Origin of the sequence: Amycolatopsis sp. NPDC006131, from assembly GCF_040614175.1 — a bacterium.
In the GTDB taxonomy this organism is placed as follows: Bacteria; Actinomycetota; Actinomycetes; order Mycobacteriales; family Pseudonocardiaceae; genus Amycolatopsis_E; species Amycolatopsis_E tucumanensis.
Genome location: NZ_JBEXTX010000111.1, coordinates 1 through 24,998, shown reverse-complemented (window position 1 = coordinate 24,998; position 24,998 = coordinate 1). Strand labels below are relative to the sequence as shown.

At 73.5% G+C, this 24,998-nt stretch carries 21 protein-coding genes, 1 pseudogene and 1 riboswitch; of the genes and pseudogenes, 3 read left to right on the top strand and 19 right to left on the bottom strand.

Annotated elements, in window-relative coordinates:
* Nucleotides 1–131: 131 nt before the first annotated feature.
* Genes ABZ215_RS36000 through ABZ215_RS35990 form a run of 3 tightly spaced genes read right to left on the bottom strand, consistent with a single transcriptional unit; the run spans nt 132 to nt 4,501 of the window.
* Nucleotides 132–1,172: an LLM class F420-dependent oxidoreductase gene (locus ABZ215_RS36000; RefSeq protein WP_354712194.1), complete on the bottom strand. Its 1,041-nt coding sequence runs from the start codon at nt 1,170–1,172 to the stop codon at nt 132–134.
* 45 nt (nt 1,173–1,217) lie between these two features.
* The gene (locus ABZ215_RS35995) at nt 1,218–2,849 is read right to left on the bottom strand and encodes a DUF885 domain-containing protein (RefSeq protein ID WP_354954910.1); all 1,632 of its coding nucleotides are present in this window, start codon (nt 2,847–2,849) and stop codon (nt 1,218–1,220) included.
* On the bottom strand, nt 2,846–4,501 hold the full coding sequence (locus tag ABZ215_RS35990; protein ID WP_354954908.1) for a DUF885 domain-containing protein: 1,656 nt from the start codon (nt 4,499–4,501) through the stop codon (nt 2,846–2,848). The genes ABZ215_RS35995 and ABZ215_RS35990 overlap by 4 nt, the downstream gene beginning before the upstream one ends.
* Nucleotides 4,502–4,610: 109 nt before the next feature.
* On the opposite strand from ABZ215_RS35990, the gene ABZ215_RS35985 reads away from it, so the two are divergent.
* On the top strand, nt 4,611–5,723 hold the full coding sequence (locus ABZ215_RS35985; protein WP_354954906.1) for an AsnC family protein: 1,113 nt from the start codon (nt 4,611–4,613) through the stop codon (nt 5,721–5,723).
* On the opposite strand, the gene ABZ215_RS35980 is transcribed toward ABZ215_RS35985, so the two are convergent.
* A complete protein-coding gene (locus ABZ215_RS35980) occupies nt 5,720–6,697 on the bottom strand; it encodes a WYL domain-containing protein (protein ID WP_354954904.1) in 978 nt (325 codons plus the stop codon). The genes ABZ215_RS35985 and ABZ215_RS35980 overlap by 4 nt on opposite strands.
* A gap of 97 nt (nt 6,698–6,794) precedes the next feature.
* Between ABZ215_RS35980 and ABZ215_RS35975 the strand changes: the two genes are divergently transcribed.
* Nucleotides 6,795–7,190 carry a RidA family protein gene (locus tag ABZ215_RS35975; protein WP_020423165.1) on the top strand — a complete coding sequence of 132 codons (396 nt, stop codon included), beginning with the start codon at nt 6,795–6,797 and terminating at the stop codon, nt 7,188–7,190.
* Here the strand turns inward: ABZ215_RS35975 and ABZ215_RS35970 are convergent.
* From ABZ215_RS35970 to ABZ215_RS35925, 10 genes are all read right to left on the bottom strand, one after another.
* Nucleotides 7,187–8,113, bottom strand: coding sequence for an RluA family pseudouridine synthase (locus tag ABZ215_RS35970; RefSeq protein WP_026153058.1), 927 nt, complete (start codon nt 8,111–8,113; stop codon nt 7,187–7,189). The two genes, ABZ215_RS35975 and ABZ215_RS35970, sit on opposite strands and share 4 nt — an antisense overlap.
* Nucleotides 8,110–8,685, bottom strand: a complete 576-nt coding sequence (gene lspA, locus ABZ215_RS35965) for a signal peptidase II (protein ID WP_354954902.1) — start codon at nt 8,683–8,685, stop codon at nt 8,110–8,112. The genes ABZ215_RS35970 and lspA overlap by 4 nt, the downstream gene beginning before the upstream one ends.
* 213 nt (nt 8,686–8,898) lie before the next feature.
* Nucleotides 8,899–10,221: an aminotransferase class V-fold PLP-dependent enzyme gene (locus ABZ215_RS35960; protein WP_354954900.1), complete on the bottom strand. Its 1,323-nt coding sequence runs from the start codon at nt 10,219–10,221 to the stop codon at nt 8,899–8,901.
* 35 nt (nt 10,222–10,256) lie between these two features.
* A riboswitch (SAM riboswitch) is annotated at nt 10,257–10,371 on the bottom strand.
* A 46-nt stretch (nt 10,372–10,417) separates the two neighbouring features.
* Complete coding sequence (locus ABZ215_RS35955; RefSeq protein ID WP_237337437.1) at nt 10,418–11,896, bottom strand: potassium/proton antiporter; 1,479 nt, start codon at nt 11,894–11,896, stop codon at nt 10,418–10,420.
* Nucleotides 11,897–12,195: 299 nt separating this feature from the next.
* Nucleotides 12,196–12,438 carry a hypothetical protein gene (locus ABZ215_RS35950; RefSeq protein WP_354954898.1) on the bottom strand — a complete coding sequence of 81 codons (243 nt, stop codon included), beginning with the start codon at nt 12,436–12,438 and terminating at the stop codon, nt 12,196–12,198.
* Nucleotides 12,439–12,467: 29 nt separating this feature from the next.
* Complete coding sequence (locus ABZ215_RS35945; protein ID WP_354954896.1) at nt 12,468–13,157, bottom strand: helix-turn-helix domain-containing protein; 690 nt, start codon at nt 13,155–13,157, stop codon at nt 12,468–12,470.
* Between the two features lie 44 nt (nt 13,158–13,201).
* On the bottom strand, nt 13,202–14,779 hold the full coding sequence (locus ABZ215_RS35940) for a penicillin-binding transpeptidase domain-containing protein (RefSeq protein WP_354954912.1): 1,578 nt from the start codon (nt 14,777–14,779) through the stop codon (nt 13,202–13,204).
* Nucleotides 14,780–14,837: 58 nt separating this feature from the next.
* On the bottom strand, nt 14,838–18,008 hold the full coding sequence (gene ileS / locus ABZ215_RS35935) for an isoleucine--tRNA ligase (RefSeq protein ID WP_354954894.1): 3,171 nt from the start codon (nt 18,006–18,008) through the stop codon (nt 14,838–14,840).
* 272 nt (nt 18,009–18,280) lie between these two features.
* Entirely contained in the window at nt 18,281–19,603 is a 1,323-nt protein-coding gene (locus tag ABZ215_RS35930; RefSeq protein ID WP_354954892.1) for an MFS transporter, read from the bottom strand.
* 89 nt (nt 19,604–19,692) lie between these two features.
* Nucleotides 19,693–20,556, bottom strand: a complete 864-nt coding sequence (locus ABZ215_RS35925) for a class I SAM-dependent methyltransferase (protein ID WP_354954890.1) — start codon at nt 20,554–20,556, stop codon at nt 19,693–19,695.
* A gap of 283 nt (nt 20,557–20,839) precedes the next feature.
* Here ABZ215_RS35925 and ABZ215_RS35920 point away from each other — a divergent pair, with 283 nt between their 5' ends.
* On the top strand, nt 20,840–21,595 hold the full coding sequence (locus ABZ215_RS35920) for a metalloregulator ArsR/SmtB family transcription factor (protein WP_354954888.1): 756 nt from the start codon (nt 20,840–20,842) through the stop codon (nt 21,593–21,595).
* A gap of 173 nt (nt 21,596–21,768) precedes the next feature.
* Here the strand turns inward: ABZ215_RS35920 and ABZ215_RS35915 are convergent, their stop codons facing one another.
* From ABZ215_RS35915 to ABZ215_RS35895, 5 genes and pseudogenes are all read right to left on the bottom strand, one after another.
* The gene (locus ABZ215_RS35915) at nt 21,769–22,389 is read right to left on the bottom strand and encodes a hypothetical protein (protein WP_354954886.1); all 621 of its coding nucleotides are present in this window, start codon (nt 22,387–22,389) and stop codon (nt 21,769–21,771) included.
* Between the two features lie 77 nt (nt 22,390–22,466).
* Nucleotides 22,467–23,297 (bottom strand): DivIVA domain-containing protein, encoded by an 831-nt coding sequence (locus ABZ215_RS35910; protein WP_020423154.1) that lies wholly within the window; start codon nt 23,295–23,297, stop codon nt 22,467–22,469.
* A 53-nt stretch (nt 23,298–23,350) separates the two neighbouring features.
* The gene (locus ABZ215_RS35905; protein ID WP_026153057.1) at nt 23,351–23,635 is read right to left on the bottom strand and encodes a YggT family protein; all 285 of its coding nucleotides are present in this window, start codon (nt 23,633–23,635) and stop codon (nt 23,351–23,353) included.
* Nucleotides 23,636–23,813: 178 nt separating this feature from the next.
* A complete protein-coding gene (sepF, locus tag ABZ215_RS35900; RefSeq protein WP_020423153.1) occupies nt 23,814–24,437 on the bottom strand; it encodes a cell division protein SepF in 624 nt (207 codons plus the stop codon).
* A 65-nt stretch (nt 24,438–24,502) separates the two neighbouring features.
* Nucleotides 24,503–24,907, bottom strand: a pseudogene (locus ABZ215_RS35895) (alanine racemase); the annotation flags it as partial.
* Between the last annotated feature and the right edge of the window lie 91 nt (nt 24,908–24,998).

Here is a 24,998-nt window from a genome sequence, read left to right as displayed (position 1 = left end):
GCTGGGTGTCCTGCCGGACCACTCAGCCGACGCCGTCCCCAAGCACGACGAGAAGCGGACCAGCATGCCGGCCGGCGTCCGCCAGGTCCTGTCGGTCATCGGCGTGACCGACTTCCTGTTCCTCGACCGGGTCAGCTGAGCAGTTCCCGCAGCTCGCTCACCACGCCGACGCGGCGCGCGGGGTCGGGTTCCAGGAACGTCACCTGCAGGGTGGTGACCCCGGCCTCGCGCAGGGCGGCCAGGCGCTCCTTGACCAGCCCCTTCGGCCCGACCAGCGAGATCGCCCGCAGCAGCTCGACAGGCACCGCCGCGGCGGCCTCCTCCTTCTTGCCGTCGAGGTAGAGGTCCTGGATCAGCTTGGCCTCGGCCTCGTAGCCGTACCGGCAGGCGAGCTCGTTGTAGAAGTTCTTGCCGCGGGCGCCCATGCCGCCGACGTAGAGCGCGACCACGGGACGCACCCAGTCGAGCATGTGGCCGACGTCCTCGCCGATCGCCACCGGCACCCCGACGGCCACGTCGAGGTCGCCGAGCGACGGGTCGCGCTTGGCCCTGCCCTCGGCCAGCGCCTCGCCCCACACCTCGGAAGCCCGCTCCGGGTGGAAGAAGATCGGCTGCCAGCCCTCGGCGATCTCCGCGGTCAGCGCCACGTTCTTCGGGCCGATCGCCGCGATCTGCACCGGGATCCGCTCGCGCACCGGGTGGTTGATGATCTTCAGCGGCTTGCCCAGGCCGGTGCCCTGGTCGGCGGGCAGCGGGATCTTGTAGTGCTTGCCGTCGTGGACCACGCGCTCGCGGCGCCACACCTGGCGGCAGATCTCCACGATCTCGCGGGTCCGGCCCAGCGGGGCGTCGTAGCGCACCCCGTGGAAGCCCTCCACGACCTGCGGCCCGGACGCGCCGATGCCGAGGATGAACCGCCCGTCGGAGACGAAGTCCAGGCCGGCCGCCGTCATCGCGGTCAGCGTCGGGGTCCGCGTGTAGATCTGCAGGATGCCGGACGCGAGCTGGACGCGCTCGGTCTTCGCCGCGACGTAGCCGAGCTGGCTGACCGCGTCGAACGAGTAGGCCTCGGGGATGGTGACGACGTCGAGCCCGGCCTTCTCCAGCTCGACGACGTCCCGGACGCTCTCGGCGAACCCGCCGGAGTACGAGATCTGGGTGCCGATCCGCATCGATCCAACCCTTCTAAGCGATCGCTTACCTGATTGCCGAGCACATTACCGGCTGGTAATCCAGTTCGAAACCACCCGGTCGAGGACCGGCAGCGGGAGGATGCCGTGCCCGAGCACGACGTCGTGGAAATCCCGGATGTCGAACCGGTCCCCCAGCGCCCGCTCCGCGCCCGCCCGGATCCGCTCGATCTCCAGTCGTCCCGTCATGTAGGACAGCGCCTGGCCGGGGCAGCCCGCGTAGCGGTCGACCTCCTCCTCGATCTCCACCGGGGCCATCGGCGTGTTCTCCCGCAGGTAGTCCACCGCCTGCTGACGCGACCAGCCCAGCGCGTGCAGGCCGGTGTCCACCACCAACCGCGCGGCACGCATGGCGTCCTGGGTCAGCATCCCGAACCGCGCCACGTCCCCGGTGTAGAGCCCCATCTCCTCGGCCAGCCGCTCGGCGTAGAGCCCCCAGCCCTCGGTGTAGGCGTTGACGTCGGCGACGCGGCGCAGCAGCGGCAGGTCCAGCTCGAGCGCCAGGGACAGCTGGAAGTGGTGCCCCGGGATCGCCTCGTGGTAGGCGACCGCCTCGCTGACGTGCCGGAACCGCTCCCCGGCGTGGAAGGTGTTGGCGTAGTAGATCCCCGGACGGGAGCCGTCGAGCGCCGGTTCGACGTAGTAGGCGATGGTGCCCGCGTCCGCGTCGCTCTCCGGCACCGGCCGCACCTCGCAGCGCGCGGACGGGATCGTCCGGAACCACCGGGGCGCCTCGGCTTCCGCCCGCGTGATGGCGGCGCGCGCTGCGGCCAGCAGCTCCTCGCCGCTGCCCCACCGCAGCGCCGGATCGGTGCGCAGGCGCTCGAAGATCCCGGCCAGATCGCCGGTGCCGAACACGCGGCGGCCCAGCGTGCGGAACTCCCCGGCGAGGTCGGCGATCAGCGCCAGCCCGATGTCGTGCAGCTCCTGCGCGGTGCGCTCCGTGGTGGTGTGCGCGCGGATCAGCCCGGCGTAACGCAGGAGGCCGCCCGGCTGCCAGCACAGCCCGGCCTCCTCGGCGGGCCGGGCCCGCGGCCGCAGGTCTTCGCGGAGGAACTCGCGGTAGCGGGCCAGCGCGGGTCGGACGAACCCGGACAGCAGCGCGTCGCGCTCGGCCGCCAGCGTCGCCGAACCGACGTCGAGCCGGAGCGAGGTCAGCTCCGGCGCGGCCAGCATCCGGTCGAAGTAGCCGATCGCGGAGTCCACCAGGAAGTCCGGCGGCACCGGGCCGGCCGCCTGCCGTTCCACCACCTGGTCCACGAAGGACGGGAACGCGGCGAGCCGGGCCAGGAAACCCCGCGCCCGGGTCTCGTCGGTCAGCTCGACCATCGGCAGGGTCATCAGCAGCAGCTGGAGCGGGGCGGTGAAGGCGTCGCTGACCGCGAACTCGGGCAGCCGCGCGTCGAGGAGGTCGACGGCGGCCCTGGCCTGCTGGACCACGACGTCGCGGGTCACCGCCTCGTCCGCGGTCGCGGGCGAGGCCGCTTCCGCGCGGGCCGCGACGTCCAGGTAGGCCGCCCGCTGCCGCTTCTCGGCGCTCGCGGTGAGGTCGGGCAGCCGGTCGTGGGCGCCGGGCAGGCCGAGCACCGACGGGCGCAGCGGGTCGGCCTCGAACAGCAGGCCGGTGAGCTCCTCGGCGAGGGCGTTCACCTCGCTCATGCCCGCGCGATCCACTCGTCGACGACCGCCTCCAGCACCGACAGCGGCAGCGCGCCGCCGCCGAGGACCAGGTCGTGGAAGGCGCGGATGTCGAACCGCTCCCCCAGCGCCTGCTCGGCCCGCGCCCGCACGCGCTGGATCTCCAGGCGTCCCACCATGTACGCCAGCGCCTGGCCGGGGTACGCGATGTAACGGTCCACTTCGGACTCGATTTCGACCTGCGGCATCGGGGTGTGCTCCCGCAGGTAGTCCACGGCCTGCTGCCGGCTCCAGCCCTTGGCGTGCAGGCCGGTGTCGACGACCAGGCGGCCGGCGCGCATCGAGTCCATGGTGAGCATCCCGAGCAGCGCGACGTCGTCGGAGTAGAGGCCCATCTCGGCGGCGAGCCGCTCGCTGTAGAGGCCCCAGCCCTCGGCGTAGGCGTTGAAGTCGCCGATCCGGCGCAGCAGCGGCAGCTCGGTGAGCGTCAGCGCGGTGGACAGCTGGAAGTGGTGACCGGGGATGGCCTCGTGGAACGCGGTCACCTCGGCGGCGTGCCGGAACCGCTCGGTCACCTCGTGGGTGTTGGCGAAGTAGATGCCCGGCCGCGAGCCGTCGACCGACGGCTGCAGGTAGAACGCCGCCGGGCCGCCGGGCGCCTCGGCCGCGGGCACCGGCTCCACGACCCACTTGTGCGGCGGGATGCGGCCGAACCAGCGCGGCGCGGCCTCCTCCGCGCGGCTGATCGCCGACCGGGCGGTGTCGAGCAGTTCCTCGGCGCTGCCCCAGCGCAGCTCCGGATCGGTGCGCAGCCGACGGAAGATCTCGGCCAGGTCGTCGGTGCCGAACACGCGCGCGCCGATCTCGCGGTATTCGGCGGCCAGCTCGCCGATGATGCGCAGACCGGTCTCGTGCAGCTCGTCCGGCGTGCGGTCGGTGGTGGTGTGCGTGCGCGCCAGCGAGGCGTAGATGCGCTCGCCGTCGGGCAGCCAGCACACACCGGGCTTCTCCGGCGGGCGGCCGTGCGGCGCGATGTCCGTGGCCAGCGCGTCGCGGTAGGCGGCGAACGCGGGCCGCACCACCTCGGCCAGCACCCGCTCGCGCTCGGCGGCGAACTCCGCGCTCGGCGCGGGCTGGCGCAGCAGCGGGTCGGCGTCCGGCGCGGCCAGGTAGCGGTCCAGGTGCGCGATCGCGGCGCGCACCAGGTGCTCGACCGGCACGCGCCCGGCCGCGACGCCCGCCCGGTGCCGGTCCGCGGCCTGCTCCAGGTACCGCGGGATCGCCGCGAGCCGGCCCAGGTGGCGGCGGCCCTGCTCGTCGTCGGGCACGCCGACCATCGGCAGGATCGTCAGCAGGCCCACCGCGGGGGCGACGAAGATGTCGCTGATCGTGAACTCGACCAGGTGGGTGTCCAGCCGGTCCAGGTTGGCGCGGGCCTGGCTGAGCAGCACGTCGCGGGTCACCCGGTCCTCGGCGCTGAGCCCGGCCGGGTCGATCTCCTCGGCGCGCCGGACGAACCCGTCGAGCCGGTCGCGGAAGGCGGCCTCGGCCTCCTCGCCGAGGTCGCCGAGCCCGTCCCGGTCGGACTCCAGCCCCAGCACCGCGGGCCACAACGGCTCCGCGTCGAACAGGGCGTCCACGAACTCGTCGGCGAGCTTCACGACCTCGGTCATCCATCCATCCCAGCTTCGTCGGGTCAGCGTGCCGCCAGCCTAGAACCTCCGGGCGGCGCGCCGGGGTGAACGACCGGGCCGGGAAGGCCAGCGGGTAGCGTTTCCGGACGTGGCCGTGACCGATCCCGCCGATGCCCGCCTGCTCGCCGCACTGGCCGAACTGGGCAAGGTGGCCGTGCACGAGCTCGCGGCGCGTGTCGGCATGGACCCGCGCGAGGTGGCGTACCGGCTGGTCGCCCTGTCCGGCAGCGGGCTGCCGCTGCTGGTCGGCGTGGAGAGCGACCCGCAGGGCCTGCGCGCGGCGCTCGCCGGGGCGTTCCCGCCCGCGCAGCCGCAGACGCCGAACCCGGGGCCCTACCAGGCACCGGCCGCGCACCCGCAGTCCGGCGCGGTGCCGTTCGCGCCGTCCGGCCCAGTGCAGTCGGGCCCAGTGCCGTCCGGCCCAGTGCCGTCCGGCGCGGTGCCGTTCGCGCCATCCGGTGCGACGCCGGGGTTCGCGCCGTCCGGCGCCGTGCCCGGTTACCCGCCGCCCGCGCAGCCGCCGCAGGCCGCGCCGCCCGGGTACCCGCCGCCCGCCCGGCCCGGTCCGGGCTACCCGCCGGCCGAGCCGTCCCCCGGCCGCGGCGTGCCGTCCGGGCCGTACCAGGTCCAGCAGGGTGCCGTGTCGGGGCCGCACCAGGTCGCGGGGGTGGCGTCCGGGCCGTATCCGGCGCCGCTGGACCCGGTGATCAGCACGTGGGGCCCGCCGCAGACGGCGTCGTGGGCGCGGGGCGACCAGCGGCCCGCGCCGCCGGCCGGCCCGCGCACCGGGAAGATCGGCGACAGCCTGGCCGGGCAGGGCCTCGAAGGCGAGCAGCTCACCGTGCAGCTGCTCGAGGTGCAGGACCCGGCGGACTACCTGTTCGGCGCGGCCGGGTACCGGCTCGAACCGGGCGAGCGGGCGGTTGTGGTGCACACCGAGGTCACCAACAAGGGCCCGATCCCGTTCGTGTCGCTGCCGGACAACTACCTGGAACTGCTCACCGCCGACGGCAAGCCGGTCGCGAAGGCGCCGGTGTCGCTGACCTCGCGGCCGCCGCACAAGATCGGGGTCCAGCCCGGCGAGACGGCGGGCGGCCACACGGTGTACGTGCTGCCCGAGAGCACCCGCGTGGTGGCGGTGCGGTGGAGCCCCCGCCCCGAGCCCGACGAGCGCTCCCTCACCTGGTCCCTGGAGGACTAGGTCAGAGAGCGGTAGCGGGCGGCGATCGCCGCGGCCCGATCACCCAGCGCGGCACGCAACCACTGCGGGGCCAGCGCTTCCGCGTCCGTGCCGAGCTGCCACAACGCCCACTCGGCATGCCGCGCGTCCTGGAAGACGACCTCCAGCCGCAGCAGCCCGTCCGGGTCGGCCACTTCGGCGTGGACGGCCACCGCGGTGCGCACCAGCTCCTCCCGCCGCGCCGCGTCCACCCGGGCCATCACGGTCACCTGGTCGCCGCCGGCGCGGAACCGCGCGCTGCGTTCCCGCCACGCCCGGTCCAGATCGGCCCGGTCCGGGCGCTGCGCGGGTTCGTCGAGTGCCTCCGCCGCCCGGATCCGGGACAGCCGGTAGGTGCGGTCGGCGCCGGACCGGGTGGCCAGCAGGTAGCCCTGGCCGCGCACGGTGACCAGGCCGATCGGGTCCACCGTGCGCCACTTCGGGCTCTGGTCCACCGCCGCGTACTGGATCCGCAGCTTGTGACCGGCCAGCACCGCCCGGCGGACCTCGGCCACGACGGCGCCGGGCGCCTCCTCCTCCTCGGCCACCCGGCGGGCCAGCAGGTCGGTCTCCGGGTCGATCAGCAACCGCTCCGCCGCGCCGGCCGCGATCTCGCGATGGCCTTCCGGGAGCGCGTCGACCACCTTGAGCATGGCCGAAGCGAGCGCCGAGCCGAGGCCGAACGCCTGCGCGCCGCGCCGCGACCCGGCGATCAGCAGGGCGAGTGCCTCGTCGTGGTTCAGCCCGGTCAGTTCGGTCCGGAAACCGGGCAGCAACGCGAAACCGCCGTGCCGTCCGCGTTCGGCGTAGACCGGGACACCGGCGGCGGACAGCGCCTCGACGTCCCGCAGCACCGTGCGGGTGGACACCTCCAGCTCGCGGGCCAGCGCGGTCGCGGACAACCGGCCGTGCCGGCGCAGCAACAGCACCAGCGAGACCAGGCGGTCGGCGCGCATTCCGCGAACTCTAGCGAAATACGCGACACAGGATGTCGTGATTCGCTGCGAGGCTTCGAACCGTCACAGCACTGATCCGAAGGGAGCTGATGTGGGAGTGGAACGCACCGCGGTCGACCCGTGGACGTGGTCGGCGGAGCTGGGGTACCACCAGGGTGAACTGGTCGCCGGGCACACCCGGACCCTGTTCTGCGCCGGGCAGACCGCGATGAGCGGCGACGGCAAACCCCAGCACGCCGGGGACATGGCGAAGCAGCTGGCGCTGAGCCTGGACAACCTGGAGGCCGTGCTCGCCGAGGCCGGGATGTCGCTGGCGAACCTCGTCCGGCTCAACGTCTACACCACCGACGTCGATCAGCTGTTCCCGCACTACGGCGTGCTGGCGGCGCGGCTGGGCGCGGCCGGCGTCGCCCCGCCCACCACGATGCTCGGCGTGACGCGGCTGGCGATCCCCGAGCTGATGGTCGAACTCGAAGGGACCGCGGTCGCCTAGTTCTCCGCGCGCAGCACTTCCAGCGCGTGCGCGAGGTCGTCGGGGTAGGGCGACTCGAACTGGACCCACCGGCCGTCCGCGGGGTGGGCGAACCCGAGGGTGCGGGCGTGCAGCCACTGCCGGGTCAGGCCGAGCTTGCGGGCCAGCACCGGGTCCGCGCCGTAGGTGAGGTCGCCGGCGCACGGGTGCCGCAGCGCCGAGAAGTGCACGCGGATCTGGTGGGTGCGGCCGGTTTCCAGCTTGACGTCCACCAGCGACGCCGCGCGGAAGGCCTCGATGACCTCGTAGTGCGTCACCGACGGCCGGCCGCCCGCGACCACGGCGAACTTGTAGTCGTGCCGCGGGTGCCGGTCGATCGGGGCGTCGATCGTGCCGCGGGTCGGGTCCGGGTGGCCCTGCACGACGGCGTGGTAGCCCTTGTCGACGGTGCGTTCCTTGAACGCGCGCTTCAGGACGGTGTACGCGTGCTCGCTCTTCGCCACCACCATCACGCCCGTGGTGCCGGCGTCGAGGCGGTGCACGACGCCCTGGCGCTCCGCGGCGCCGGAGGTCGAGATGCGCAGCCCGGCCGCGGCGAGCCCGCCGACTACGGTGGGCCCGGTCCAGCCGGGGCTCGGGTGCACGGCGACGCCCACCGGCTTGGACACGACCACGATGTCGTCGTCGTCGTGGAGGATGCGCAGGCCGTCGACCGGTTCGGCGACCACCTCGACCGGGTTGTCCGGGTCGGGCAGGGTCACCTCGAGCAGCACACCGGCGGAGAGCCGGTCGGACTTGCCCGCCGGGCGGCCGTCGAGCAGGACGTCGCCGGACTCGGCCAGCTCCGCGACGACGGTGCGGGACAGACCGAGCAGCTTCGCCAGCCCGGCGTCGACGCGCATGCCGTCGAGCCCGTCCGGGACGGGCAGCATCCGGGCGCTCAACGCTTGGCCCTCTTCACGGTGCCGTCGTACTCGCGGCCGAGCAGGGACAGCAGCACGATCAGCACGCCGCCGACGCAGATCGCCGAGTCGGCCACGTTGAACACCGGCCACACGTCCCCGTTGGGCGCGAACAGCGACACGAAGTCGACGACGTGGCCGCGCAGCACGCCGGGCGCGCGGAAGACACGGTCGACCAGGTTGCCGAGCGCGCCGGCGAGGATAAGCCCGAGGCCGATCGCCCAGCCAGGCGACCGCAGCCGCTTGGCGAACCAGATGAGCGCGATCACCACCCCGAACGCGACGATCGCGAACACCCAGGTCATGCCGGTGACGCCCATGCCGAAGGCCGCGAAGGGGTTGCGGATCAGCTGCAGGTAGACGAGCCCGCCGAGGACCCGGACCGGCTGGTGCCCCTCCAGGGTCGCCACGACGACCGACTTGGTCACGACGTCCGCCGCGAACACCACGATCGCGATCACGGCCAGCAGCAGAGCGCGCCGCTTGGGCGGGGTGGCCGGCTGCTCGTCCGGCACGGTGTCCGGTTCCGGGGAGGGCTGGGGGTCACTGCTCACCCCGCCATTGTCCACGGCTGCCGCGCCGGGCCCGGCGCAGGCCGGGAAAGCCGGTCAGCGCGCTGCCGGGCGCACGTGCCCCCTCAACGGGAAACCCGGCAGTGGCGCCGTTCCGCACACGGTGCCCGGCGGAAACCGGCGAACCGGGCGCCGAGCCACCGCACCCAGCAGCCGGGTCACCATCCGGACCCGGGGAACAGCCGCGGCGCCGGCTCAGCGCAGGAAGTCCGGCAGCGGCCGCGGGTCCGGGCAGGGCGCCCACCGGCCGTCGACCACGCCGTACGTCCACCGCGCGCCCCGCGCGACGATCTGCCGCAGCGCGGTCACCAGCCGGTCGACGTGCTCGGTCGTGGTGCCCAGCCCGAGGCTCACCCGCAGCGCCTGCTGCCCCTCCCCGCCGCTGCGCTCCACCAGCCGCCGCACCGCGATGTGCGCGCAGAACGCGCCGTCGCGGACGCCGATCCCGTACTCGGCCGACAGGACCGCCGCCACCCAGCCCGGCTCGAACCCGTCGAGCACGAAGCTCACCGTGCCGACTCGCTCCGCCGCGCCGTCGAACAGGCGCAGCTCCGCCAGCCCCGGCACCGCGGCGAGACCGCGCGTCAGCCGCTCCAGCAGCTCCCGCTCGTGCGCGGCCACCGCGTCCCACGACGCCGCCAGCTGCTCGCACGCCACGCCCAGCGCGTGCACGCCCACGGTGTTGGGCGAACCGGCCTCGTGCCGCTCCACCCCGCTCTGCCAAGCCACTCCGAGGCCGTCGCCGTCGCGGCGCACGGACTTCGTCGCCCCGCCTCCGGCCAGGTACGGGTCCGCCGCGCGCAGCCAGTCGCCGCGCCCGATCAGCGCGCCCGCGCCGAACGGCGCGTACAGCTTGTGCCCGGACAGCACCACGTAGTCCACGTCCAGCTCCCGCACCGAGATCGGCCGGTGCGGCGCGAGCTGGGCGCCGTCCAGCGCGATGCGCGCGCCGTGCCGCCGGGCCACCGCCGCGATCTCGGCCACCGGCAGCAGCTCGCCGGTCACGTTCGACGCGCCGGTCACGACCACCAGCCGCGGCCCCTCCGGGCACTCCGCCAGCGCACTGTCCACAGCGGACACCGCGGCCAGCCGCGTGTTCGGCAGCGGGATCCGGCGCACGTTCGGGCCGCGCCAGGGCAGCAGCGCGGCGTGGTGCTCGGTGTCGAACAGCACCACCGACGTGTGCCGCGGCAGGCTGCGGGCCAGCAGGTTCAGCGCGTCGGTGGTGTTGCGGGTGAACACGACCGCGTCCGAGTGCCGGGCGCCGACGAACCGGCGCAGCACGTCGCGGGTGCGCTCGTAGACCTTTGTGGACACCTGCGAGGCGAACCCGGCGCCGCGGTGCACGCTCGCGTAGTGCGGCAGGAACTCGTCCACCGCGCGGCGCACGGCCTCCAGGCACGGGGCGCTGGCCGCGTGGTCGAGGTTGGCGTAGTCCAGCTCCCCGCCGGTGACCAGCGGGACGGCCGCGGCGGCGGTGACGGCGGGGGTGGTGACGCGTTCGAGAGCGAGAGTCATCGGAAAGGCTCCTCGGGTCCGGGGACCCGCAAGGGGGTCCGCGCTTGCCCGCCGCACCTCGCGACGAGCCAGGTCCTCACCCGGGGCACCCCACCGCGGAAGGAGGGTTGCCGGCCAGCGAGCCGGGGCTTGGCGCTGGCACTCGTGACCTACGCGGACACAGTAACCGATCGCCCCCGCCGCGCGCCAGCGGGTCTCAGTTGCCGGACTCGCCCTTCCAGCGCGCCAGCGGCCCGGCCCGGTCCACCGCGCGGATGCGCCGCTCCGCCGCCTCCCGCGCGGACTCGGTGCTGACGATCAGGATCTGGTCGCCGCGCTGCAGCCGGTCGGTGCGCTGCGGGGTGAAGCTGCGGCCGTCGCGGACGATCAGGCTCAGCGACGCCCCGGCGGGCAGCCGCAGCTCCGACAGGTACACGCCGTGCAGGCGCGAGCCGTGCTGGATCTTGACCTGGAGCAGCTCGGCCTGCAGCTCGTCCAGCGGCGCGGCGTCGACCTCGATCTCCTTCGGCTCGGTGTCCGCCTTCAGCCGCAGCACCCGCGCGAGCGGGCCGAGCGTGAGGCCCTGCACCAGGGTGAGCACGATCACCAGCACGAACACCGCGTCCACGAGCCGTTGCGCGCCGGGCATCTCCTGGGAGAGCGGGATCATCGCGAGCACGATCGGCACCGCGCCGCGCAACCCCGCCCAGGACAGGAACACCTGCTCGCGCAGCGGCACCTTGAACGGCAGCTGTGACACCAGCACCGACACCGGCCGCGCGAACACCAGCACCACCGCGGCCGCGATCAGGCCCGGCACGATCGACTCCAGCAGCCGTTCGGGCGAGGCGAACAGGCCCAGCAGCACGAACAACCCGATCTGGGCGAGCCAGCCGAGCCCCTCGGCGAAGGACAGCGTGTCCGAGCGGTGCGGCAGCCGCGAATTGCCCAGCACGACCGCCGCGACGTAGGTGGCGAGCAGGCCGGAGGCGTGCAGCAGCTGCCCGGACGAGTAGGCCACCACGCACACCGCGACCGTCGCGAGTGGATAGAGCCCGGTGGCCGGCAGCGCGGCGCGGCGCAGCGCCCACGCCCCGGCCAGCCCGAGCAGCAGCCCGAGCACCAGGCCGGCGCCGAGTTCGTAGACCACCAGCAGCGGCAGCGACCAGTCGATCCGGGTGCCCTCGGCCAGCACGACGACCGCGATGTAGGCGGGGGCGTCGTTGATGCCGGACTCCAGTTCCAGCGCCCCCACGATCCGCCGGGGCACGCCGACGCCGCGCAGCACGGAGAACACCGCGGCCGAGTCGGTGGAGGCCAGCACCGCGCCCCACAGCAGCGCCATCCGCCAGTCCAGGCCGAGCAGCCAGTGCAGGGCGGGGCCGGTGATCGCGATGCTCAGCCCGACCGCCACTGTGGACAGTGCCACTCCCTGGCCCAGCGCGGGTTTCACCGCCGACCAGCGGGTGGTCAGGCCGCCCTCGGTGAGGATCATGACGAGGGCGGCCAGGCCCAGCGCCTGGGTGAGGAACGGGTCGGAGAACTGGATGCCGAACCCGGCTTCGCCGAGCAGCACGCCGATCGCGAGGTAGAGCAGCAGCGACGGCAGGCCGAGGCGGGTGGAGAAGCGGACCGCGAGCACGGCGGCGAGCAGGACGGCCGAGCCCAGCCCCAGCACGACCGGCAGCTCGCCCACCCGCACCTCCCCTGCCCGGATTGTCAGGCTTCAGGATAAGGAACCGAGGAGCCGGACCGCGCCCCGGTGGGGTCTTCCGGCATGTCAGGGCCGCTTTTCTCTTGTCCCGCAACAAGATCGCCGACGGGTGCGTTCGACGGCAGGTGGGCGCACGATGACGACGAGTGGCCAGTGCAGCCCCCGCACGGGTGTCAGGCGACCCCAGGGCGATCAGCGGGCAGCTCCGCGCCCAGGAGCGCGAGCGGCTCCCCCGCCGCCTCGGTCACCACCACCGCCCGGTTCGGCCGCCACACCAAACCTCAGGCCACCCCAGGACGATCAGCAGGCAGCTCCGCACCCAGAAGCGCCAGCGGCTCCCCCGCCGCCTCGGCCACCGCCACCGCCCGATCCGGCCGCCGCACGAACCAGCCCGCCTCCACGCCGCGCGACAGCGCCGCCGGGAACGCGCGGCCGGGCGGCGCCGGTTGCACCGCATGCGCTCCAGGTCGGGCGAACACGGCGGGCCAGCGGCGGGCGCCGGTGGCCGGCGGGACCTGCCTCACGCCCAGCCCCTGCCAGGGCCACACCAACCTCAGGCCACCCCAGGACGATCAGCAGGCAGCTCCGCACCCAGAAGCGCCAGCGGCTCCCCCGCCGCCTCGGTCACCACCACCGCCCGATCCGGCCGCCGCACGAACCAGCCCGCCTCCACGCCGCGCGCGAACAGCGCCGCCGGGAGTGCGCCGCCCAGGTGGTCGCGGCGCTCGGTCCAGTCGAGGCACGCCCGCAGCAACGGGCGCCGCTCGGCGGGGATCGTCACCCCCAGCTCGCCGAGCACCGAACGACCGCGCTCGGTCAGCGCGAGGCCGTTCCCGTCGGAGACCAGTCCCGTCCGGATCATGCCGTCGCGCAGGGCGACGCCCACCGTGCCGGCCAGGTGGTCGTAGCAGGTGCGCGCGAACGCCAGCCGCCGCACGCGCAGCGACTCGCGCAGCCCCGAGGCGGACCGGTGCCCGGCGTGCTGCGCCAGGTGCTCGATCAGCTCGGCCACCCGCGGGTCGGCGATCCGCACGTAGGCGTGCCGCCCCTGCTTCACCCCCGCCACGAACCCCGCCTCCTTCAGACGGCTGACATGCTCACTCGCCGTCGACGGCGCGATCCCCGCCGTGCGGGCCAGCTCCCCGACGGTCCACGCCCGCCCGTCGAGCAGGGCGAGGCACATCGCCGCCCGGCTCGGGTCGGCGAGCACCGCGGCCACCTCGGCCAGCGCGATCGTCTCCACGACGGCCACGGTAGTAGCCGCACACGTCGGCCGCGGCCGAAACGTCAGCCCAGCGCGCCGAGGAAGGCCGACGACACGGTGACGGCCGGCTTGGAGGAGTCCGACCCGAGCAGCAGCACCGCGAACGCCACGTCGTCGCGGTACCCGGCGAACCACCCGTTCGCCTGGCTGCCGTCGCCGAACTGCGCCGTGCCGGTCTTGCCGTACACGACGCCGTTGCCGCGCAGCCCGGTCGCGGTGCCGCCGGTGACGACCTCGCGCATCATCGTCCGCAGCGCGGCGATCACGTCTCGGGACGGCGCCCGGTAGCCGGTGTTCACCGACGTCTCCAGCTCCTGCCACAGCCGCGGCGTCACCTCGTCGCCGCGCGCGACGGTGGCCGCCATCAGGGCCAGGCCGAACGGGCTCGCCTGCACGGTGCCCTGCCCGATCGCGGACTCCACCTGCTCGGCGCCGCTGGTGGTGGCGACCACCTTGCCCGCCTCGGTGGTGATGCCGGGGATGGCGAAGTCGGCGTTGAGGCCGAACCCGCTCGCCGCGCCGGCCAGCGCGTCCGGCGGCAGCGTCGACGCGAGCTGCGCGAACGTGGTGTTGCACGAGTGCGCGAACGCCGAGTGCAGCGGCAGCGGCGGAAAGGAGAACTGATCGTCGTTGGGGATCGTGCGCTGCCCGATGCGCGCGGTGGCCGGGCAGTCCGCGATCGTGTCCGCGGTGGCCGCGCCCGACTCCAGCAACGCCGCCGCGGTGGCGATCTTGAACGTCGACCCCGGCGCGTACAGGCCGTTCAGTGCCTTCGGCTCGGCCCCGGCCGCCGCGTTCTGGGCCACCGCGAGCAGGTCGCCGGTCGACGGCTGGATCGCCACCAGCATCGTCGGGTACGCCGCCGAATCGACCGCCCGCTGCGCCGCCGCCTGGGTGGGCAGGCTCAGGGTCGTGGTCAGCGGCGCCACCTCGACGTCGCCCTGGCCGAACAGCGTTTCCTGCACCGCGCCGTCGACATCCGTGCTGACCACCGACCAGCCGCCCTGCGACCGCGCGGACACCGTCCGCTGCAACGCGGGCACCAGCAGCGGCGCCACACCCGGCTCCGCCACCTGCGTGCCCGCCGCCTGCCAGGTCAGGACGGGCCTGCCGTTGCGGTCGACCACGGCGTTCTTGCCCGCGCGCGTGCGCACCGCCAGCTGCTGTCCGGCGCGCAGCTTCGGGTGCACCACCGCGGGGCTCCAGTGCACGAGCCAGCGGCCGTCGGCGGCCACCAGGTCGAGGCTGTTGTCGTAGGACCACACCTGCCCGGCCGCGATCGTCCAGCTGACCTGGAACGTCGCGGTGGCCCGGGTGGCGGCGGGCGTGACCTGGCCCAGCCGCGCCGAGACGGACACCGGGGCCAGGCCGCGGCGAGCGTCGGCGATCAGCACGCTCGCCGCGCGCGGGTCGTCGGTCAGCGCCGCCGCCGCGTCGGCGTCGCCCTCGGCGAAGGCGAGCAGGAATCGCGAAGCCACCGTGCCCGAGTCCTCGGCGCCCGAGCCGCTGGCCTGGGGTTTGTCCGGCGAGGACCCGCCCCACACGACGACAACGGCCGCCACGACGATCGCGACGACCGCTGCCGCGCCACCCGCCAGCACCCACCTGCGCCAAGTCACCGGCGAAACCCCCTGTTGGTGTTTCCCCGTCTGTCGGTGATCAGGAGGCCTTCGTTACCGCCACAGTGATCTTGTCGCCGTCGCCGACCGCGCCCGCGAAACCGCCGTCCACGTGCCCGTACGACACCGAGTTCGCCAGGGTTTCGCCCGCCACGAACTCCTCGTGCGCCTTGGCCGCGGCGACCACGTCCTCCGGCGCGTCCACGGTCAGCGCGATCCGGTCGGCCACGTCGAGACCGGCGTCGCGGCGCGCCTGCTGCACGACGCGGACCAGGTCGCGCGCCACGCCCTCGGCGGCCAGCTCCGGGGTCACCGCGGTGTCCAGTTGTACCAGCCCGGAGCCGCCGGGCAGCTCCGCGGTGGCGCCCTCGTCCTTGGCGACCAGACGCCGCTCGTACTCGCCCTCGGCCAGTTCGATGCCGGCGGCCACCACGCCGCCGGACGGCGAGGTGGTCCAGTCGCCCGCCTTGACGGCCTTGATCACCTTCTGCACGTCCCGGCCCAGGCGCGGCCCGGCGGCGCGGGCGTTGACCGCGACCTCGAACCGGCCGTGCGCGGCGACGTCCGTGCTCAGCTCGACCGACTTGACGTTGACCTCGTCGGCGATGATGTCGGTGAAGTCCGCCAGCGCCTCCGCGTCATCGGCGGCGATGAGCATCTTCGCCAGCGGCAGCCGCACGCGCAGCTTGTTCGCCTTGCGCAGCGACAGCGCCGACGAGCACACCTGCCGGACCCGGTCCATCGCCGTCACCAGCGCGGCGTCGGCGGGCAGCTCGTCGACCAGCGGCCAGTCCTGCAGGTGCACCGACCGGCCGCCGGTGAGCCCGCGCCACACCACCTCGGTGGTCAGCGGCAGCAGCGGCGCCATCGTCCGCGACACGACCTCCAGCACGGTGTGCAGGGTGTCGATCGCGTCCTTGTCACCGGCCCAGAACCGCTCGCGCGACCGGCGCACGTACCAGTTCGTCAGCACTTCCAGGAAGTCGCGCGTGGTGGCGCAGGCGCCCGCGACGTCGCAGGTGTCCAAAGCGGACTGCACGTCGGTGACCAGCTCGCCGGTCTTGGCCAGGATGTAGCGGTCCAGCACGTGCGTGGAGTCGGTGCGCCACTGACCCTCCACGCCCTCGGCATTGGCGTAGAGCGCGAGGAAGTAGTAGGAGTTCCACAGCGGCAGCACGGCCTGGCGCACCGCGTCGCGGATGCCCTTCTCGGTGACGATCAGGTTGCCGCCGCGCAGGATCGGGCTGGCCATCAGGTACCAGCGCATCGCGTCGGAGCCGTCCCGGTCGAACACCTCGGTCACGTCCGGGTAGTTGCGCAGCGACTTCGACATCTTCTGCCCGTCGGAGCCGAGCACGATGCCGTGCGAGACGCAGGTGCGGAACGACGGCCGGTCGAACAGCGCCGTCGCGAGCACGTGCAGCGTGTAGAACCAGCCGCGCGTCTGCCCGATGTACTCGACGATGAAGTCGCCCGGGTAGTGGTGCTCGAACCACTCGGCGTTTTCGAACGGGTAGTGCACCTGGGCGTAGGGCATCGAACCCGAGTCGAACCACACGTCCAGCACCTCGGGCACCCGGCGCATGGTGGACTTCCCGGTCGGGTCGTCCGGGTTGGGCCGGGTCAGCTGGTCGATGTGCGGGCGGTGCAGGTCGGTGGGCCGCACGCCGAAGTCGCGCTCCAGCTCGTCCAGCGAGCCGTACACGTCCACCCGCGGGTAGGCCGGGTCGTCCGACATCCACACCGGGATCGGCGTGCCCCAGTAGCGGTTGCGCGAGATCGACCAGTCGCGCGCGTTCTCCAGCCACTTGCCGAACTGGCCGTCCTTGACGTGCTCGGGGTACCAGGTGATCTGCTGGTTCAGCTCGACCATGCGGTCCTTGAACGCGGTCACCTTGACGAACCACGACGACACCGCCCGGTAGATCAGCGGGTTCCGGCAGCGCCAGCAGTGCGGGTAGGAGTGCTCGTACGTCTCGTGCCGCAGCAGGATCGCGCCCTGCCGGGCGGCGGATCCGGTGCCGTACTTGAGGTCCTTGATGATGTCCGGGTTGGCGTCGAAGACCTGCTGGCCCTCGTAGTCCGGCACGGTCGAGTCGAAGCGGCCGTGCGCGTCGACCGGGGTGACCGGGGTGATGCCCGCGGCGTCGCCGGCGGCCTTGTCGTCCTCACCGTAGGCCGGGGCCATGTGCACGATGCCGGTGCCGTCGTCGGTGGTGACGAAGTCGGCCAGCAGCACCTGGTGCGAGTTCGCGTTGCCGAGGAAGTACGGGAACGGCGGCGCGTACTTCACGCCGGCCAGGTCGGCGCCCCGGTACCGGGCCACCACGGCCGGCTCCTCGCCGAGTTCCTTGGCGTAGGCGGCGACGCGCGGCTCGGCGAGCAGGAACCGCTTCCCGTCCTGCTCGACCACGACGTAGTCCACGTCCGGGTGCACCGCGACCGCCTGGTTGGACGGCAGGGTCCACGGCGTGGTGGTCCAGATCAGCAGGTAGGCGCCGTCCAGATCGGTGCCGTTGCCCTCGGCGCGGAACCCGACGGTCAGCGCCGGGTCCTGGCGGTTGGCGTAGGTGTCGTCGTCCATCCGCAGCTCGTGGTTGGACAGCGGCGTCTCGTCGCGCCAGCAGTAGGGCAGCACGCGGTAGCCCTCGTAGACCAGGCCCTTGTCCCACAGCTGCTTGAACGCCCAGATCACCGACTCCATGAAGGTGACGTCGAGCGTCTTGTAGTCGTGGTCGAAGTCGACCCAGCGGGCCTGGCGGGTGACGTACTCGCGCCACTCGTTCGTGTAGCGCAGGACGGACTCGCGGCACGCCTCGTTGAACGCGGCGATGCCCATCTCGTCGATCTGCGACTTGTCGGTGATCCCGAGCTGCCGCTCGGCCTCCAGCTCCGCGGGCAGGCCGTGGGTGTCCCAGCCGAAGCGGCGCTCGACGCGGCGGCCGCGCATGGTCTGGTACCGCGGCACGATGTCCTTGACGTAACCGGTCAGGAGGTGGCCGTAGTGCGGCAGGCCGTTGGCGAACGGCGGGCCGTCGTAGAAGACGTACTCGTTGCTGCCGTTCGTCCCCGGTTCGCGCGCGTCGATGGTGGCCTGGAAGGTCCGGTCGGACTCCCAGTAGGCCAGCACGCTGGTCTCCAGCGCCGGGAAGGACGGCTGGGACGGGACCTGGCCTGCCGGCCCGTCGCCGAGCTGAGCCTTCGGGTACATCGGTGCGCTCCTCGCGGGTGCTCGTCGCTCTCGTGGCGGATCCGCTGGGGATCCAGCACGGGGACGAAAAGGCGCCACCTGAGCGCCGCTTCCGCGGTACCACCCCGTTTGCCCGCTCACCGAGCGGGCCTCTTCGTTGACGGCTGTGACGGGCCGTACCCGTCCGGTTCTACTGAGGACCACCGGGTCCCGTTCTTCCGGAGGCTCCCCGGTGATGGCCGGATCGACGCCGTGTCCTTCCAGGTTAGCCGCCTGCCGCAACCGGGTTTCGCTCAGGGTCGGCCGACCGCGGCGGCGGTGAGCACGGCGGCGGCCAGCCACAGCGCGGCGCCGAGGACGGCCGCGGCGTGCAGCCCGTGCACGAACGCGGCCGGCCGGGCGGGGCTGCCCGCGATCGCGCCGAACGTGGCGATGCCGAGCGCGCCGCAGGCCTGCCGCGCGGTGTTGTTGACGCCGCTGGCGATGCCGGCCCGGTCCGCCGGGACGCCGCCGACGGCCGCGGCGACGACGGCCGCGGTGAGCAGGCCCAGCCCCACGCCGACCAGGGCGAACGCGGGCAGGAACGCGCCGGTGATCGTGCTGGTCGCGGTGACCCGCAGCAGGCCGAGCAGGCCGGCCGAGCCGGTGAGCAGCCCGGCGATCATCACCGGGCGCGGGCCGAAGCGCGCGGTGAGCCGCCCGGTGACCGGCGCGAGCAGCGACAGCGGCAGGAACCCGGGCAGCATCGCCAGTGCCGCGGCCGGCGGGGTCGCGTGGTGGACGCCCTGCAGGTAGAGCGTGGCGAGCAGGATCGTGCCGAGGCCGGCGAAGTTCATCGCGCCGGCGACGAGGTTGGCCGCGGTGAAGGTGCGTGAGCGCAGCAGGGTCAGCGGCAGCATCGGGGCGGGGCTGCGGCGTTCGGCGGCCAGGAACGCCACGGCGGCGGCCACGCCGAGGACCGCGGCGGGCACGCTGGACTGGATGACCGCGTAGACCAGCGCGGCGAGGGCGGTGGCCCCGGTGACGGTGCCCGCGACGTCCACGCGCCCGGCGGCAGGCCGGCCGGCGGGGACGCGGAGGGTCCCGGCGGCCGCGAGGGCGGTCAGCGGCACGTTGATCCAGAACAGTGAGCGCCACCCGGTGACGGTGACGAGCAGGCCGCCCAGCAACGGACCCGCGGCCAGGGCCAGCGCGGAGACCCCGGCCCAGACGCCGAGCGCCCTGGCCTGTTCCCGGCGGCCGGGGAAGGCGCGGGTGATCACCGCCAGCGTCCCGGGCAGCAGCAGCGCGGCCCCGGCTCCCTGCGCGACGCGCGCGGCGACCAGGGCGGCGCTGCCGGGTGCGAGGGCGCACCCCGCGGAGGCCGCGCCGAAGATCCCCAGCCCGGCGAGCACGACCCGGCGGGGGCCGAGTACGTCCGCGAGCGCCCCGCCGGTCAGCAGCAGCGCGGCGAGCACGACGGTGTAGCCGTCGACGACCCACTGCAGCGCGGGCACGTCCGCGCCGACGGCGGCGCCGATGTCCGGCAGCGCGACGTTGACCACGGTGACGTCGAGCTGCACCAGGAACATCCCGGCGCACTGGGTGAACAGGACGGTGGCGCGGCGGTCGGGCATGGGTCCAGCAGACCGCGGATTCGCTTCCACCGGGCTGGAAGTGTCGCGGCGGACCGGCGCGGCTGCTCATCCCCGGCCGGCACGCCCGGTCAGACTCGCCGTGCGGTCGCCGACGCGGTCCGGCCCGCCGGCGCGCGTCCGGATCGCCGGGCCGTGACCAGGTATCCGGTGCCCAGCCACCGGCCGGGCCCGCGGCTGACCGTCCGGTCCAGGTGGCCGCGCCATTCCCGCCGCCACCGGCGGAACACCTTGTCCAGGGGCGGCACGAACGGCGTCACGTCGTAGTACACCGGGTCCGCGGGCTCGAGCCCGGCGCCGCGGAGCATGCGGCGCAGCCGGGCCGCCGGAAGCGCGCGGATGCCGCTCTTGGGCACGGTGTGCCGCTTCCCCGGCGGAACGCCGGCCAGCCGCTCCACCTTCCCGAGCAACCGGAGGAACGGCCAGTACAGGCACCATTCGACGAGCCGGTAGGGACTCAGCGGGTTGAGCATGGTCACCACGGCCAGCCCGCCCGGCCGCAGGACCCGGGCCAGTTCGCGCACGCCGTCCCGGGCGCGAGCGTACTCCAGCACGCCCATGGCCACGACCACGTCGAACGCGCCGTCGGGGAACGGCATGTCCTCGATCCGGGCGACGGCGAGTTCGACGTCGTCGGCGCCGGCGCGCTCTGCCACGGCTTCGATCATCGCGGCCGACCGGTCGCAGGCGGTGATCCGGAAGCCGGCCGGCCTGGTGTCGAGCAGGTGGCGCACGAGCATCCCCGGCCCGCACCCCACGTCCAGCAGCGCGCCGGAAGCCGGCCGCAGCGCCTCGTCGACCAGGTGCAGCCGCGACTGGAAGTACCGGGTGGCGCGCCCCGACTCGTAAGCCGCGGCGTAGCCGCGCACGAGGCCGGGGTCGGCGTACTGGGCGGCAGCGTGCTCGTCGCGTCGGCCCATGAGGTGCCGGGCCATGAAATCACCCTGTTTGTCCGTGTTTTCCGGTTGCGACAGAAGAAAGAGGCGACACCGGCGAATGTGCGTGGTGGGCCAGTCTGAACGCCTACCCGACGGTCCGCAAGGCCCGGACGGCCATCCATAGTGGACCATGACCGGGCTGCTTTTCCGACAGCCAAGTAGTAATCCGATGCCCGTCGACCGCGAGATCTCGCCACCGGAGGCCGAGTCCACAAAGGATCACCGGGCGCGTCGGGACATTTCGGCGGCGGCGGAAGTGTTCCCGCGGCATGCTGGGTCCATGAGCGGAGGCGACGTCGACATCGCGCGCACCGCGGCGCTGTTCGCGGATCCGGCCCGCGTGCGGGTGCTGACGGCGCTCGCCGACGGGCGGGCTCTCGCGGCGTCCGTGCTCGCGGTGGAGGCCGGGTTGTCCGCGCCCGGGGTCAGCGCGCACCTGGCGAAGCTGCGGGAGGCGGGGCTCGTCGAGGCGGAGCGGTCCGGGCGGCACCGCTTCTACCGGCTGCGACCGGATGCCGTCGAGATCCTCGAAACGCTCGCGCGCTTCTCCCCCGCCCGGCCGGTGACGTCGCTGCGGTCGGGTACCCGGGCGCAGGCGCTGCGGTTCGCGCGGACCTGTTACGACCACCTGGCCGGGCGGCTCGGTGTCGAGGTCACGGCCGCGTTGGTGGAGCGCGGGGCGCTGGTCGCGGTGGACGGCGTCCGCGGCACGGCCCGGCGACCGGGCGACCGGCTGTCGCAGCCCCTGAGCGAGCACCCGTACGCCGTCGGCTCGGCGGCGGCGGAGGTGCTGGCCCCGCTCGGGCTCGACCTGGCCGCCGTCGACGCGTGCCGCGGGCGGCGGCCGTTGCTGAGGTTCTGCCTGGACTGGTCGGAACAGCGGCACCACCTGGCGGGCGCACTGGGCGCGGCGCTCGCGGAGCGGTTCCTCGAGCGGAACTGGGTGGCGAGGCGCCGGCCGGGCCACCGAGCGCTCCGGCTCACCCCCACCGGGGCGGACGCGCTCGCCGAGCTACTCGGCGTGCGGATGGCATGAGGGCACGCGCCTCCGGGTGGAGTCAGCAGCAGCGGGGTGACCGACTCAGGCCCTCGCGCGGTGCGCCTCGGCCAGGTGGGCGTCTGGGGCGCAACGCGCACACGGCGAAAACCAAGCCCCCGGGCCACCTCCACCGAGACCGCGTATCACCGAGCACGCCGCCCGGCGACGCTTCAGGCCTTCGCGCGGTGCGCCTCGGCCAGGTGGGCGTCCGGGGCGCAACGCGCGCACGGTGTGAAGCCGAGGTCCCGGGCTTCCTTCACCGAGATCGGGATGGTGTCGCGGTCGGCGAGCCAGCCGCAGTCCGTCAGGTGGTATCGCGGGTGCTCGTCCACGACCACGACCTCGACGTCCAGCTCGTCCACGATCTTCGCGTCCGCCGGGTCCGTTTGCTCCTCGCCCGGCTCGCCCTCCTCGGCCGTGCCGACGAGCTCACCGGCCGTGGGGATCAGCGCCGTCTGGTCCGCCGGCGCGTCCTCGACCTCGGCGGCCGGGCTCTCCGGGGCCGGCTCGTCCGCCGGCTTCTCCACCGCCGTGGCTTCCGGCGCCGACGGCTCGTCGTCGTCCGCCGACGCGGCGACGGTGGGCTCGTCCCCTGGCTCCTCGGCAGGCTCCGCCACCGCGGACGCACGGCGGCGGGCCACCCGGCGCCGCACGAAGTCGACCACCAGCAGCAGCCCGGCGGCGACCGACAGGCCGATCGAGATCCACGCCCACAGCGAGTTCGCCGTGATCAGAGCCGCGATCAGCAACCCCAGCGCGGCCAGAACCAGGACCAGAACGATGAAGAGCACGCTGAATTACAACACGAACCACGCCCGGAACGGTTCCGACCCTCCCACGCGGAGTGCCGGAACCGTCACCGGGAAGCTCAGCCCGCTTCGGCGCGAGGACCGAACGAGTAGCCCTGGCCGCTGCCCGATCCGGCGCCGGCCTGTCCCGAGTTCGAGGACGCCGACGCGGGCGCGGCCGAGCCGCGGTCGTCGAGTTCGCGCAGCTGGGACTCAAGGAACCCGCGCAGCCGGGTGCGGTACTCCCGCTCGATGGTGCGCAGTTCCTCGATCTTCTTGCCCAGCGCGGTCTTCTCGCTGTTCATCGTGTTCATGGTCTCGGTGTACTTGCGCTGAGCCTCGCGCTCCATGGTCGTCGCCTTGTCGCGCGCCTGCCGCTCCAGCGTCTCGGCACGGGTGCGGGCGTCGTTGAGCATGTTCTCCGCTCGCGTGCGCGCCTCGTTGACCATCGAGTCGGCCTTGGTGCGGGCGTCGGAGAGCAGCTGCTCGGACTTCGCGCGAGCCTCGGCGAGCATGCCGTCGGACTCGGTCTTGGCCTCGGCGGTCAGCCGGTCGGCCATCTCCTGGGCCAGGCCGAGGACCTTCGCCGCCTGCACGTTCGGCTCGCCGCCGTCCGACATCGGGTGGGCCTGGGTCTGCTCGGCGGCCGAGGGCGGCGGCACGGGCGCCAGGCGGCGCTCCTGCGGGCCGGCACCGGCGCGGGCGGCTTCGAGGTCGGCACGGGTGCCTTCGAGCTCGGCGTCGAGCTGCTCGACCTGCTGGCGCAGCTCGTTGTTGTCCTCGATGAGCCGCGCGAGCTCGGTCTCCACCAGGTCGAGGAACGCGTCCACCTCGTCCTCGTTGTAGCCCCGCTTGCCGATGGGTGGCTTGCTGAACGCAACGTTATGCACGTCAGCGGGGGTCAACGACATCAGATCACCTCACGCACTCCATGGCCTGCTCCGACACCTGGGTTCCCCCGAAGTCACCCAGGAAGCGCCAGTTGCATCAGTATGAACACAACCAACAGCAGCACCATAATCGATAAGTCCAGTCCGACGCCGCCAATGCGAACCATCGGAATGATCCTCCGCACCACGCGGACCGGAGGATCGGTCACTGTGTAGATGGTCTCCAGCGTCACCGCAACCCCGCCCGCGGGGCGCCAATCCCGTGCGAAGGCTCGCACGAGCTCCACCACGACACGCGCTGTGAGCAGCAGCCAAAAGACGAACAGCACGTAGTAGAGGACTAGCCGGACCGCATCCACGAACACCACTCTGCCACATCACCGTGACCCCGGGAGCACCCGGAACGCCCGGTGTGCCCGGGTCACGTAATCGAACTGTGATTTAGCCAACGGTTTCACCCGTTCGGCGTAAATTGTTACGACCTGTAGTTGTGCCATCACACCGTTCCACCCCATTTCCGGGAACCGGCGATCGCACTCAGTGACGGAGGAACAACCCGCCCTCGGCGATCCGGCGGCGCTCCTCCGCGGTCACCTCCACGTCCGGCGGCGAGAGGAGGAACACCTTGTTGGTGATCTTGTCCATCGAGCCGCGCAGCGCGAACGCCAGCCCGGCCGCGAAGTCCACGAGCCGCTTGGCGTCCGCGTTCTCCATCTGGGTCAGGTTGATGATCACCGGGATGCCCTCGCGGTAGGCCTCGCCGATCCCCCGCGCCTCGACGTAGCTCGTCGGGTGCAGCGTGGTGATCCGCCCGAGCGCGTCCCGCGGCGCCGACGCCCTGGCCGGCTCCGGCACCGGGCGCAGCCGCGCCACCGGCTCCGGCTGCCGCTCGACCGCGAGCGCGCCGTGCACCGGCGGCTCCGGCGACCGCGGCCGCGTGCGGAGCGGGCCCTCCTCGTCGTAGTCGGAACCGTCGCGGTACCGTCGGCGGGCACGCGGCGGCGGCTCCTCGTCGAAGCCGTCGTAGGCTTCGTCCGCGTAGTCGCGGCGGTAGTCGTCGTCGTACCGGTCGGCGGCCTCGTAGGAGTCGTAGCCGTCGTAACCGTCACTGTCGGCCGGGATCATGCCGAAGTAGGCCTTCAGCTTCTGCAGCGCGCTCATGCCTCTCCCTAGCCGCTCCCTCACCTGACTACCCGGACGCGATCGCTCACTTCCGGGTGATCTCGCTACGGCGAGGCTAGACCGCGGGCGCCGAGCAACGCGGTTCCGACACGCACACATGTCGAACCGTGCGCGATGGCGGGTTCAAGATCACCGCTCATCCCCGCGGACAACTCGACCGCGTCCGGGTGGCTCCGGCGGAGGTCAGCGGCCGCGGCGGCCAGGCGTGCGAAGGCCGGGGCGGGGTCGGCGCCCAGCGGCGCGACCGCCATCAGCCCGCGCAGCCGCAGCCCGTCCAGCCCGGCGATGTGATCGGCCAGCTCACCCAGCTGAGGGAGCGGACAGCCGCCTCGTGACGGATCGTCGTCGAGGCTGGCCTGGATCAGGACGTCCAGCGGACCGGACCGCTCCCCCGCCTCGTGCGCGTTGCGCAGCGCCTTGGCGAGCGCGTCGGCGAGCCGCACCGAGTCAGCCGGCGGGGTGGCAGCGTTTGAAGCCGATCAGCGTGCGGTAGCGCTCGCGGGCCGCGAACTGCATCAGCGTCCACACCGCCGGCGTGCC